Here is a 12,523-nt window from a genome sequence, read left to right on the forward strand (position 1 = left end):
AGCATCGCTTCAATTATTCACCGGCAATGAAGAAAATCATGGTGGTTTGCGTGGTATTGTTGCTGCTGTTTGTACCCATCGCAAAGGCATAAACTGGATTAACGTCAACCACATCTTCCATTGATGGGTCTACATCTTCCAAAGCAGCAAACAAGCCATCAATATCCATGTACATAACCGGCACAGTGCCACGTGGGAAGGCATCCCAGGCATTTTGGAACTTATCGCTATCGGCAAGATTGGCTTCCCCGTTGAACAAGTTTTCGATGGTTTCGCCACTTGTTGAGGCCACAAGATAATCTTCGCTGACGCCGTAAGCAGCCAGCATTTCGCCACCTGGGTCTTCAACTTCATAAATGGTTAGGTTGTCATCACCAGAATCGTCTACATTCAAATCTTGATCTTCCAGACCATCTTTGAAATCTTCGGCGAGTTCAACCATTGCTTCGTTGTCGCTGGCACCCATCATAATGACAGCTCCTAAATCAACGTCGAGCTCTTCAGTAATTAAACCTTCATCGCTATCTACGATGGCAATGCTGTATTCGCCATTGAGCAAGGGAATCAGGTTATCACTGGGGTTGAAGCCAAACATATCGTCAAAAGCATCCATAGCTTCATCAAAATCATCTTCGCTAATGCCTGAAGACTCAAGAGAATCCAGGCCAGTTTGCCACATTAAGTCCAGTCGTTGGCCTACGAGGAAAACGTAGGTGGATTCCGGCAGAAATTCGGGCGTTTCAATGTTGTCAGTCTGAGCATCGAGCATTTCTTGCTGCTCTTCGCTAAGGCTCTCGTAGTTGCCTACAAAGTCGAGCCGGATGCCTTCGGGAACAATAGTTGCAGCCATCCCTACCCCGGTTAGGCCGAGGTCTTCAATTATGTCTGCATCAAAGCCCTCTAAATCGCCGCTATCTTCGGCTGCTTTGAAAGTATCTTCGATACCCTCGCCGCTAATGTAAACAGTTATAGCACGGTCGCCGGGTAGTTCTGCAATGGTGTCTTGATATTCAGCAACACCGCCTAAATTCTCGCCATTTTGGGCGTCAATGGCTTCTTCCAGGGTGTCCATGTTGGCCGCAATAAAGAAGATTTCATCGGAACGGCCGAATGCCAGCCGTTCATCGTCGAAATCACTGTCAATCTCGAATACCAGGGCACCGCCGTATTCAACGTCGTCTACATCATTGTTGGATTCGTCTTCGATGGCGTCAATCAGGTCTTCGATGAATACATCAGCCGCGTCAATGTCTCGAATGGTTGCAGCAAACACGAGCTGCGGAATATCGCCACCATCCAAGGCTTCAATGTCCAGTTCAATGAGGCCAATGCCCATATTGGTACCAATCCAGGGAAGCACATCGTCGGTAATGGTTAAACCGCTGGCGTCTTCCAAATCCTCGTCCAATGTTTCTAGCAAACTTGCTGGGTCGTCACCATCAAAATCAACGTCGCTGGCATCGAAGACATCTTCAAAGGCACGGGCAACGCGGTTGGCATCTTCAGAAGCAAGATTGAGTGCGTTGAGTTCAATGAGAAGGCTGGTTTCTGGTGGCATGACGCTGGCAATGGCATTCTCGTCGGCACCAAACAGGCGAGGAAGCAGGAAAATAGCACCGATAACGAGAACGGCGAGCACAGCCAGGCCGACCAGCCCACCGATGATCAACATGCGGTTGCCGCCGCCAGATGGTTGAGGCTGGTTGGTTACTTGGGTTTGTTCAGTCATTTAATACCCTCCATACATAAAAAAGTTTGTGAAAACAATCATTTTGGCTTTGATTGATGAAACAACGCCATGAATCATAGCATAGATTACGTTTAGACAGTTGAGCAAGTTTGCCCAATTATTTTTCAGTCTAATAGCGAAACGATCCTAAAACGATCCAAGTGAAACGGCCGTTACGCATTTTACAAGTTGCCTGAAAGCTATTCAACCACCTGAGTCTATCGTCAAAAATGTGGCGGCTGTTACAATTGACGGCTATGGAAGCAATACAACTTTTTGCCGTTGAGAAGGATGGTTTACGGCCGTTGCCCGTTCCCCAAAACGCTGCCAGTTTTGACCACCTCTATGATGGCCTGGAGCTAGGCGTATACTCCGCTTTACGGACGTTTGAACACAATAAGTTTCTCTATCTGGCGCAGCATATCCAGCGCACGCGAGAGTCGGCTGCGCTGCTCGGTTGGGCGGATGAACTGGATGAGGCTTTGCTGCGGTGGGGTTTGCATGAAGCGTGTATCCAGTACCCCTTGCTAGATGCCCGTGTACGGTTCGATTTTTTAGCCGCGCCACCGCATCATTTAGGGACGAGTAGCCGCTTGCTGATTGCTCTGATTCCGTTGACTGTACCGACGCCAGAAATGTACAAATATGGTGTGCAGGTTGGCTTTGCCCCCGATCTGGTGCGCACAACGCCGTTGGCCAAAACGGCCGATTTTGCCCAAGCGCGTCGTGCTTACCAGGTGGGTGGCAAGATTTATGAATATTTATTACTGAATGAGCACAACCAGATTTTGGAAGGCACGGGCACTAATTTTTACGGTGTGCTGGACGGCGTGTTTTACACCGCGGGCTGTGGCGTGCTGGCAGGGGTTACTCGTAAAATCATCCTTGAGCTGGCTGAGCAACTGGGAATTCCCGTTCGGCTAGAGCCAATTACGGTAGAGCAGATCCCACACCTTGCCGAGGCGGCACTGAGTAGTTCGTCGCGAGCGTTGCTGCCGGTGGTGCAAATTGGGGAGCAGATAGTGGGAAACGGCCGTCCTGGCCCCATCTGCCAACGAATTCTGGCAGCTTACAATGATTTTGTCGCTCAAGAAATCAAAACAGCGATTTAGAGGATAGCGGCTAGTGGGCCTTTACCAAAAACCAGCCACTAACCACCAACCACTAAAAACTGGAGGAACAATGATTCACGGAACCCACAATGCTGTACACGATGTGCGGAATGAAAATGTAAAAATCTATGTCAACGGAGAACTGTTTCCTCGCAACGAGGCCAAAATATCTGTATTCGACAGCGGCTATTTGGTGGGGGATGGCGTTTGGGAAGCACTGCGGCTGCATGAGGGCGTGTTGGTGTTCCTCGACGAGCATCTGGCGCGATTGTGGCAGGGTGCTGCCACGATTGGCATGGACGTAGGCATGAGCCGTGAAGAGCTCATGGATGCAGTGTGGCAAACCATCCGCGCGAACGAAATGCACGATAATGTGCATGTGCGTTTCATGCTTACGCGCGGCATCAAAAAGACGCCCTCGCAAGACCCACGCCTAACAATTGGCGGGCCAAACCTGGTCATCATTGCTGAACACAAGCTGGCAGACCCCGCCAGCCGTGAGCGGGGGGTAACGTTATTCACCAGCAGCATCCGGCGCGGCTCGCCAGATTATTTGGACCCACGACTCAACTGCCATAGCAAGCTGCATGAAGTGATGGCACTGGTGCAGGCATTAGAAGCCGGGGCAGACGAAGCACTCATGCTAGACATTCATGGCTTTGTAGCCACCTGCAACGCCACTAATTTCTTCATGGTTAAAGATGGCGAAGTGTGGACATCTACTGGGCAATATTGCATGAATGGCATCACCAGGGGCAAGGTGATTGAGGCGTGCCAGCGTCACGATATTCCGTGCTTCCAGAAAAATTTCTCCCTGTTTGACGTGTATGGTGCGGATGAGGCGTTTGTGACGGGCACTTTTGGCGGCTTGACGCCAGTGACGAAGGTAGACGGCCGTACCATTGGCAGCGGCAGCTACGGCCCAATGACCCGGCGGCTGCAAGAACTGTACGAAGAACTCGTGCATGAAGCGGTTGCCCGTGGCAACCAGTAATCAGTGACGGATACAAACTGATGACTGAATACCGACTGACTTACTGATCACTGAATGGAGGAACAATGAGCCAAACAATAAGAATTTGCCTCTGGAGTGGCCCGCGTAACATTTCGACGGCGTTGATGTACAGTTTTGCCCAGCGTGCGGATACGGCCGTTTTTGATGAACCCCTGTACGCTCATTACCTCTCAAAAACACCAGCACGCGAATACCACCCTGGCGCAGAAGAAGTGATAGCTACGATGGAAAACGACGGGGAAAAAGTGGTGCAAGACCTCATTTTGGGCAATCAAAGTGCGCCCGTGCTTTTCTTTAAGCACATGACCCATCACTTGAATGATTTGGATTGGGATTTTATGCACCAGACCGTCAACGTCATCCTGACGCGCGATCCGTACGAGATGCTGTCTTCATATGCTAAGCAGGTGGAAAAACCTGCCTTGCATGATGTGGGGTATGCCCTGCATCTGAAACTGCTCGATTACCTACGCAGCATTGGCCAAAATCCGCCCGTGCTGGATTCTAAACAGACGCTGCTTAATCCACGCGGCGTGCTTACCCAGCTTTGCCAACAGATTGGCATCCTCTTCGACGAGGCGATGCTCCGGTGGCCAGCCGTGGCGCGACAGGAGGATGGTTCCTGGGCGAAATATTGGTATCACACGTTGCATCGCTCTACGGGATTCCAGCAATACAGCCGCAAAGAAGACCCTTTTCCAGAGAAGTTACGGCCGTTGCTCGCCGAATGCCAACCGTATTATGAAAAACTATCCGCGCTGGCTATTCAGGCCTAGCCAAGTGCCAAGCTAATCGAAAATGATCAACCCTTCGTTGCTGTCATCTAACTGAGCCACACATTCACCTTTGCGGTTCCAGACTGCGCTTTGTCCGGCGCATCGTTCCCCGTCGGCTAGGCCAACACAGTTTGCCATGAAGGTCGTCATGCGGTGCGTTTGGGCAATGTGGGCGAGACGGCCGTATGCTTCCTCAATCCCCCGCGCATATTTAGCTACACTCGCCAGATAAATCTTCGCGCCCTTGTCAGCCGCTGCTTGCGCGTGTTCCGGCACGGAAATCTCGTAGCAAATGGCCAGTGCCGCCTCGTTCTGCGGGCCGATGAGTGCAGTCGTCTTTTGTCCGGCGGTGAAAAACGGCCGTTCATCCACGTGCAAAAACTGTTTAGTGTACAGCGTGCGGGGCTGCTGCGGCTGAAAAATGAGCAGGCTGATCCCCGGCAGAGGTTCACCCTGAGTAGGCACGCCGACGCAAATTGTGATGTTGCCTGCATCCGCCTGCCTCTGGAACACGTCCAGCCGGGCATCGTCTGGGGCAATGGCCAGCTCTTGCGCTCGCGTCGGCTCATAGCCGGTTAGCGACAGTTCAGAAAAAAGAATGAGATCGGCGCGATGGGCAATTGCTTTGTCCACAAATTGCTGATGACAGGTGATGTTTTGGGCAATGTTGCCTGTTACGGGCTGGATTTGGGCCAGGCAAATTCTCATACTTGCTCTGCACGTAGGCGATTGAGCAAGGCGTTTAGACCAAAAATAAGCAGCAGCCCGCTAATCAGGAGCCTGTCGAAATTGTAGGTAAGCGGCAACCATTGCTGGATGGCCAGGGCAATCAATGCTGCGAGTACCAGCATGCCCAATCGGCGCAGGTGGGTGGTGATGAGTGGTTGAGCGGCTGTTACATCCGCCACATCTTGCAGGCGTTGCCAGAAGCGGCTCAAATCCCACAGCAGCAGCGTGCCAATGACGCCCAAATAACTCCAGAGTAACGGCCGTTCCGGCGTCATCGGCCCAATGGGTGCTAAACTAACGCCAGCGATAAGTGCCAAGAAAAGAACAGGCCAGGCGGGAGCAAAACGGCCGTCTTGCCACAGCAGCACCCCCCACACCCCACAAATCAGCAGCACGACGGGCATACCCCACGGCCGTTCCGCCACAATAAAAGCAGCACTCAGCGAGGCACCAACCAGTCCCAACAGGCCAAACAAAATCGGTTTCATCAAGGAATTTGTCATAAAAAGTTTGCCAGGGATTTTGCGGATTTTATGGATTTATGTAAAAGCCAACAAATATCTTGGCTCATGGGTCGAAAGTGTGCAGAGTGACCAAAGCTGAGATGAAATCCGGTGAGATACGCTTCACATTCCGCCTGAATTCACATATCGCAATGTAACCGCTCAAGTTTTTCTTATGCACACCTTTGAACATCCTTAAAAAGTTACGCACATCCGTCCACATGCCTTCGGCCGTGTTGACATGCACTTCGCGAATCCCGTCACCATCGTCATCACGCGCCCACTCCTTGTCGCCATGAGAGACGGTGGCATGTGGGCGAATCACATGATTGTAGCTTTGGTATTCGTCTGTATACAGTTGAGACCCAGCTAGCGTAAAGCGATGCACGTGGTCAACCAGGGTCTCACCTTTTGTATCTTTAACAACACGCAAGCGAACTTGTCCAGATTGACGCCCCACTGTGCCCACAACAGGCGGTCGGTCATTGGCATACGTGCCACGCCCTCGCCGTTTGTTGGCGCGACGACGGGGCGGGTCAGCTGAGTCGAAATGCTCACACCCTTTTTTCCCCCGCATTCTGAAACATTTCATCGGTTTCAGTTTCATCATCCAGGAGCGGGGTTTCTGGTTGGAGCTGTTCCGCGTTCGCTTGCAGGTCATGACGCAACCTCAAAACCGTTGGGTAGTTGATGCCCAATTCGGCTGACAAGATTGTCGCAGGTTCTCCTTTGAGGACACCGCGAACGAGCAACAAGACTTGCATTGGAGTCAAATGATGTTGTTGGAAAACGGTTCCCGTATACAAGTTGTAAGCGGCTTGACACTGTTGGCAACGGTAAACGGTCAGTTGACTGCGCTTTGTCGTTCGGAACTTGCGGGCTTGGTCTACGCCGACTTGACAGACCGGACACCCAAAGCCATTGGGATGGAAATGTTCAATGATCCATTGTGTACAGTTTTCTTTGTCGAGTAAATCGGTGATTGGGAATTCCATGATTCCCAATTTTACCCGATTCGCACACTTTTAATAGTTGAGCCAATATCTTAAATTAGATTGAGCGCATATTTGGCTTTTACTTGAGCAAACCACAGAGAAATCATTTGTCGGTTTCAAAATATTTTCTGTGGTTTGCATAGAAGCAAAAAAATCTTTGAAATCCGTGGCTGATTCACACCGGGCGGGTCAGCCGGGTGGTTTGTAAGTGAGCGCGGGCAACGTCGTCAAACGGCCGTGCCACGTCCCAATCCAGAACAAAAATGCCCGCTTGCAGTAACTGTGTGTGCAACAGTTCGCGCTCCAGTTGAGCCAGCTTGGCTGCCATCGTCACCTCCTGCGTATCTGCCATCAGGCGGCTTTCGTAGCTAATTGGGTTCGGTGAAACCAGCAGCACCTCATAATCGTAGGCCCGCAGACGGCGCAAAAAGGGCACATCTTCTGGCAGTAGTGGACTTACGAAGATGATTTGTGACTGAGCCGGGAAAAGCTGTGTGGGCAAAGCGCGAAGCTGGGCAAAGACGTGGCTGCTTTGCAGCTGCGCCCCGGAAAGTGCCTGCAAAATGCGTTCCTTTTGCAGTTTGCCGTAGCCAGGCAGCGTGTAATTCACCGCCCCGCCGTAGATCAGCAGCGCCACCCGGTTGCCCTGGCTGATCAAGGCATCTACCATCAGTGTAATTGCCTCAATGCTGTATTCCAGCAGCGATTGGTTGCCGTGCGGGATGTTGCTAGCGGCGCGGGCATCCAAAATAAGGCCCACGTCGGCCACGCGTTCCTGCTCAAATTCGTTGGTAAACAGGCTGCCGGGATGCCGCGCACTGGCTTGCCAGTTAATTCGCCGTTGGGAATCTCCCTGCCGATAGTCGCGCACGCCAAAAAAGTCTAGCCCCTCGCCGCCGACGCGGGCCGGCACAATGCCAGAGTAGACGCGGGTGCGGCGGGGGTGGATGGCCACATGCTTCAGATTGCTGGCGCGAGGCACCAGGTAGGCAAACAGGTTGCCTGGCACCTCATAGATATAGTTTCGCCGCCGCAAATCGAATGATTCACGGACAACGGCCGTTACCTGCGAAAATTGATACTGTCCGCGCGGCACCTCGACGGTGTAGCTAAAGCTGTGGCTGTCGCCAGCGGCCAGAGCCAGCAGTTGGCGCGGGGCACCATCGATCACGATGAGGCCGTGAGGCAGCGTGTCTTCCAACAGCAGCTCACTGATGGAGCCACCGTTGTTGGTAATGGTCAACGTTACGGTGATCTCGCTGTGGGCAGGCATCCTGGTGCCAGAGAGGGTGCGCTCTAGCTGCAAATCGGCCGTTTCTGGCGTGGCTAGCAGGCTAAAGATGAGGTACAGCACAAATGGCAATGCCAGCAGTACGATGTTGCCATTTACCAACCCGAAGCCCGCCAGCAGAAGCAAGAAAATTGCCAGGGAAACGGCCGTAATCGGGCGCAGCCACATTACACACCTTCCTGGTTGGTTTGCCGCCAGCGGACGAGGGCCGCCACGGTCGCTTCCAGGTTTAGCACGGCTAATTGGGGAATGCGGCGATTGGGTTGGGCATCCCGCGCTTCTAAAAAGCTGCGGTAGTTGGGCAGGCTAGCGCAGACGTCCAGCAGCGTCACGATTTCTGACGGCACTGGCAGCTCCCCGGTCTCGATGCGCTGGCGCAGCGTTTCTGGCGTTTCGGTACTTTCTAGCTGCATCATTTCCAGCACTAGCCGCTGAATTTCATGGGCAAGCTGCCACTGTGCGTGTTGGCCTTTCGTGGCATTTTGGCTCATCCTTACGAGCTGATGAAATCGGCTAGGATTAAACAATTCTTCAAATGGCTCCTCGCTTTTGTTTAGCTGAGGACGGGTGGCGTATAGCATCATCACAAAGGCGGCAAAAACCAGAAAGCCCCACATCACGTTTTGGGGAAAGCTCCGGTAGATGCCGTACAGCGTGGCCACGCGAGATAATATGGGTGCCAAAATGACCTGGCGGAAAAAGTCTGGTAGGAAGAGTGAGAACAGCACGGCCAGGAATAACAAAATGAGTAGGGGCAAAAACCGTGGATGGAGAAACGGCCGTTTCGGATTTGGCATCTTGTCTCTTTGCACCACTAGCTAAGCTCCTTCCGGGGTAGTTGCCGCCTGGTTCCTAACTTCTCACACGCGGCTACAATTTGCTCCAGACTGTCAATTGCTTGCCGCTTTTCGCGTTCACCCGCGTTGCTGTTGCCGTAACGAACTTGCTCAAACAGGCGCGTCAGTCGCTGCACGGGTAGATGGGGAAACCCGCTTTTGAGCAGCCGCTGTTCAAATTCGCGGGGGGTAATGTGCCGCTCTCGATAGACGCCGCGTTGCTCATGTACCGTTTGGACCATTTCCCGATAGCAGCGGCGGATCACATCAGCCAAAGGCGCGTTTCCCTGGCGCAATTCGAGCAGTGCTTGCATGGCGCGCAGACGCAACTCGTCTACGGGCAGGTCGGCCAGCCGCCTCACGTCTCGCCGATATTGCCACCAGCCCACAAGTAGCACCAATGCCATCACACCAACAATGATGCCAACGGCTGCTAGTGCTGCTTGGGCAGACGGGTAATCTGGCAACTCTATCGCTAATTCCTCCAGCCGTTCCGCTAGTTGGGCGGTCTCAAAATCGTCAAAAACCAGATCAACTGCTTCGCCACTAATGGTTTCTTCCTCTTCTCCGTCGCGGTCATAGAATGAGAAAATAGCAAGGAGCACAATCGAGCCGAGGAGAAAAAGTGGAACCAACTTATTGCGCCCAGCAAAGATTGTGCGACGGCTGTCTTTGCTGAAGATTAGAATCCCTATGGATAAGATAAAGAACAGCCAAAACCCAGCAGCAAAAGCATCCCAAAATGCTTGGGGAAAGATGAGTGGTTCAGTGGCGGACGGTTGGGTAAAGAGGGCACGCAGCGCATCCAGCAGGCTAAACAGCCCGTTGCCGCGCCGGAACTCGGCGTTGGTGAGGGTGGTAGCCAGCAGCAACAGGGTGCCCACAACCAACAGTATCGTACCCAGGTTGAGTAGCCTTTGCAGCAACGGCCGTTCCTCAATAAATTGGCGCATGTTTACACCTCAGTCACAGGTACGGGAACTGCGCTGGTTACTTTTTGGATGACATCCTGGGCTGCATTGCGCTTCATCCATAAATCAGGCTGTAAGATGAGTCGGTGAGCCAGCACGGGCTGGATAAACTGCTTCACATCATCGGGCAGGACGAAGTTACGGCCGTCTAGCACTGCCCAAGCGCGGGCCAGCTTTAAAAAGGCAAGGGAGGCGCGGGGGCTGGCCCCGACGGCAATGCGGCTGTCTTTGCGCGTGGCGGTGACGAGTGCCACCATGTACGCTTCAATGTCGGGATCGACATACACTTGCTCGATAGCTTGCCGCATTTCGGATAGTTCTTCAGCATTGGTGATTGGCTTGAGCGAGACATTGTCCTGCTGCCGCTCTCGCCGCCGCTGCAAGATTTCCTGCTCCTCATCCGGGCTGGGATAACCCACCGAGAGCTTCATCAGGAAGCGGTCTAGCTGTGCTTCTGGCAGGGGGAAGGTGCCTTCGTATTCAATCGGATTTTGCGTGGCCAGAACAAGAAACGGCCGTGGCAACTGCATCGTTTCCCCTTCCAGCGTCACTTGATGCTCCTGCATCGCTTCCAGCAGAGCAGATTGGGTTTTGGGGGAGGCACGATTGATTTCGTCAGCCAGAACGATGTTGGCGAAGAGGGGGCCAGTGCGCAGTTCAAATTCGCCGCTGGCGCGGTTGAAAACGTAGCCGCCGGTAATGTCGCCGGGGAGCAAATCGGGGGTGAACTGAATGCGTTTGAAGACGAGGCCAAGGGCGGTGGCAAAGCTGTTGGCCAGCAAAGTTTTGCCCAGTCCTGGATAATCTTCCAGCAATACGTGGCCACCTGCAAGAACGGCCGTCATAATTTGCCGTAGCAGGTTGCGCTTACCAATAATTGCTTTTTCCACTTCTACGACGACGCGCTGGCTGCGCTCGGCAACACGTTCAATCTCCATATTCTGCTCCACAGGTTGTTTATCTTTGCGGTGGGTGCTCTTTAACAGCTCGCAAAGATTAAGCATTTTTACCTGTGCAGCGTCAACCTGTCAACTAGGTGGCGGTTTGGTGGAATTACGGTGGGAAGCTACTCTTCTTCAAGGTCGGTATCAAATTCAAAAACCATGTACGGGCCGTAATCTTCTAGAATGCCGTATTGCCCGGTGAATTCATGGCCTAAAAAATCTTCAAACAAAAAGAACTTTGGTGGGTAAAAGGTAAATGTGGAAAACATGATGGTAAGGGCAGCAATTAGCCCCAGCCCAACCTGCTTTGCTTTGGCACCCAGCGGTTCGCGCTGGAGGAAATAGGAGCTAACAATTTGCCCAGCAATCACGCCGATAACACCACAGGCAATATCCGCTAAAAAGTAGCCACGGCCGTACAGGGGCAAGGTGATTGCAAGATAGCCATAGAAAAAGAGGCAAAGCACGATGGGTGTCACCAAAAAGCTGATCGCTTTAGCCAAAGGGAAGTTGTTGGCGTCATCCTTGACGTAGGTGTACTCAATGAGGGCATAGAGCAGCCCGGCCCAGAAGTAAAACTTTAGGTGTTCCCAGGTGCTTTCATTGACGGAGGCAAAAAAGCCAACCCAGCGGGTAAAGCCGCTCAGTTCAAAGGCGAAATGGAGTGAACCACCGACGATGTTGATGAAGAAGATGCCACCGATTTCCCAAGCCATAATGCGCCGAGAGCGAAAGAGAACGGCCGCTTTTTCCTTGAGGGTTCGGGGTGGTTGGGTAGATAGTGTGGACATGCACAATTTCTCCTTGCCTGGGTTATGTGATTATAAAACGCCAAATAAAAACAAGATGCCGACAATGGCAATGCCGCCGCCAGCCAGCCGCAACACAGTGGGGCCAATTTTGTAATGCTGTGGAATATCCCCCAGCAGCACGCCAGCGACGTGGATAACGGCCGTTCCCAACAAAAAGCCCAACGCATACCGCACGGGTTTGGCAATGTCTGGCATTTCTGCCCCGTGGGCGTAGCCGTGGAAGGTAGCGAACAGGGCTACCGCTATCAGAGCGACTACCAGAGGAATCCGCTGACCGGCGGCGATGGCCAGCCCCAGCAGCAGCACAGAGATGGCAATGCCGGTTTCTACGGCCGTTAGCCCCAAATCCAGCAGACCCAGCAGCCCACCAATCGCCATCACGCCCACAAAGGTGGCGGGAACCACCCAAATGGCCCGCCCCCCAATTTGTGAACTCACGATGCCTACGCTGAGCATCGCCAGCAGATGATCCAAGCCCAGCACCGGGTGGGTGAATCCCGCCAAAAATGAGCCAAAACGTAAAACTGTGCCTTCATCATGAGCGAAGACGGCCGTCGGCATGGCCATCAGCCACAGGCACAATCCAGCAATTATCAGTAAGCGCACTTTTTTCATAACGGGCCTCCTTGGGATGGGACAATGAATAATTTAGCGAGGAAACTTCCAGAAACAAGGATGATATTTCCCGCTTTTTTCAACTATTCTGCGCGAGTCGTTCTAATTGATTATCTTATAGGCGTAGCAGATGTCAATGGTTGTTTTTGAACTGTTTATTTGGTTCTGTTTTGTTTGACTGATTGAGAGTAAAAG

The 12,523-nt window shown here is 52.6% G+C and carries 14 protein-coding genes; 3 read left to right on the forward strand and 11 right to left on the reverse strand.

Annotated features, from left to right (window positions below; translation table 11 throughout):
* Window positions 1–13: 13 nt before the first annotated feature.
* Window positions 14–1,729: a DUF3352 domain-containing protein gene (locus ACOQPU_RS05265; protein WP_420644078.1), complete on the reverse strand. Its 1,716-nt coding sequence runs from the start codon at window positions 1,727–1,729 to the stop codon at window positions 14–16.
* A 257-nt stretch (window positions 1,730–1,986) separates the two neighbouring features.
* Between ACOQPU_RS05265 and ACOQPU_RS05270 the strand changes: the two genes are divergently transcribed.
* From ACOQPU_RS05270 to ACOQPU_RS05280, 3 genes are all read left to right on the forward strand, one after another.
* Window positions 1,987–2,841, forward strand: a complete 855-nt coding sequence (locus tag ACOQPU_RS05270) for an aminotransferase class IV (protein ID WP_420644079.1) — start codon at window positions 1,987–1,989, stop codon at window positions 2,839–2,841.
* A gap of 70 nt (window positions 2,842–2,911) precedes the next feature.
* Complete coding sequence (locus ACOQPU_RS05275; RefSeq protein WP_420644080.1) at window positions 2,912–3,835, forward strand: aminotransferase class IV; 924 nt, start codon at window positions 2,912–2,914, stop codon at window positions 3,833–3,835.
* 65 nt (window positions 3,836–3,900) lie between these two features.
* On the forward strand, window positions 3,901–4,632 hold the full coding sequence (locus ACOQPU_RS05280; protein ID WP_420644081.1) for a sulfotransferase family protein: 732 nt from the start codon (window positions 3,901–3,903) through the stop codon (window positions 4,630–4,632).
* Between the two features lie 12 nt (window positions 4,633–4,644).
* Here ACOQPU_RS05280 and ACOQPU_RS05285 read toward each other — a convergent pair whose 3' ends face one another.
* From ACOQPU_RS05285 to ACOQPU_RS05330, 10 genes are all read right to left on the reverse strand, one after another.
* Complete coding sequence (locus ACOQPU_RS05285; RefSeq protein ID WP_420644082.1) at window positions 4,645–5,340, reverse strand: carbon-nitrogen hydrolase family protein; 696 nt, start codon at window positions 5,338–5,340, stop codon at window positions 4,645–4,647.
* On the reverse strand, window positions 5,337–5,864 hold the full coding sequence (locus ACOQPU_RS05290; protein ID WP_420644083.1) for a hypothetical protein: 528 nt from the start codon (window positions 5,862–5,864) through the stop codon (window positions 5,337–5,339). Before ACOQPU_RS05290 ends, ACOQPU_RS05285 begins: the two co-directional genes overlap by 4 nt.
* A 64-nt stretch (window positions 5,865–5,928) precedes the next feature.
* Window positions 5,929–6,441, reverse strand: coding sequence for a transposase (locus ACOQPU_RS05295; RefSeq protein WP_420641525.1), 513 nt, complete (start codon window positions 6,439–6,441; stop codon window positions 5,929–5,931).
* Complete coding sequence (locus ACOQPU_RS05300) at window positions 6,419–6,859, reverse strand: hypothetical protein (RefSeq protein WP_420641526.1); 441 nt, start codon at window positions 6,857–6,859, stop codon at window positions 6,419–6,421. The genes ACOQPU_RS05295 and ACOQPU_RS05300 overlap by 23 nt, the downstream gene beginning before the upstream one ends.
* Before the next feature lie 175 nt (window positions 6,860–7,034).
* The gene (locus tag ACOQPU_RS05305; RefSeq protein WP_420644084.1) at window positions 7,035–8,318 is read right to left on the reverse strand and encodes a DUF58 domain-containing protein; all 1,284 of its coding nucleotides are present in this window, start codon (window positions 8,316–8,318) and stop codon (window positions 7,035–7,037) included.
* Window positions 8,318–8,947, reverse strand: coding sequence for a hypothetical protein (locus tag ACOQPU_RS05310; RefSeq protein WP_420644085.1), 630 nt, complete (start codon window positions 8,945–8,947; stop codon window positions 8,318–8,320). Before ACOQPU_RS05310 ends, ACOQPU_RS05305 begins: the two co-directional genes overlap by 1 nt.
* 17 nt (window positions 8,948–8,964) lie before the next feature.
* Window positions 8,965–9,939 (reverse strand): DUF4129 domain-containing protein, encoded by a 975-nt coding sequence (locus tag ACOQPU_RS05315; RefSeq protein ID WP_420644086.1) that lies wholly within the window; start codon window positions 9,937–9,939, stop codon window positions 8,965–8,967.
* 2 nt (window positions 9,940–9,941) lie between these two features.
* Entirely contained in the window at window positions 9,942–10,895 is a 954-nt protein-coding gene (locus tag ACOQPU_RS05320) for an AAA family ATPase (RefSeq protein ID WP_420644087.1), read from the reverse strand.
* A 128-nt stretch (window positions 10,896–11,023) separates the two neighbouring features.
* Window positions 11,024–11,692, reverse strand: coding sequence for a DUF6512 family protein (locus ACOQPU_RS05325; protein ID WP_420644088.1), 669 nt, complete (start codon window positions 11,690–11,692; stop codon window positions 11,024–11,026).
* A gap of 30 nt (window positions 11,693–11,722) precedes the next feature.
* Complete coding sequence (locus tag ACOQPU_RS05330; protein ID WP_420644089.1) at window positions 11,723–12,328, reverse strand: HupE/UreJ family protein; 606 nt, start codon at window positions 12,326–12,328, stop codon at window positions 11,723–11,725.
* Window positions 12,329–12,523 lie beyond the last annotated feature (195 nt).

The sequence above is a fragment of the Candidatus Leptofilum sp. genome (assembly GCF_965223285.1).
Lineage (GTDB): Bacteria > Chloroflexota > Anaerolineae > Promineifilales > Promineifilaceae > Leptofilum.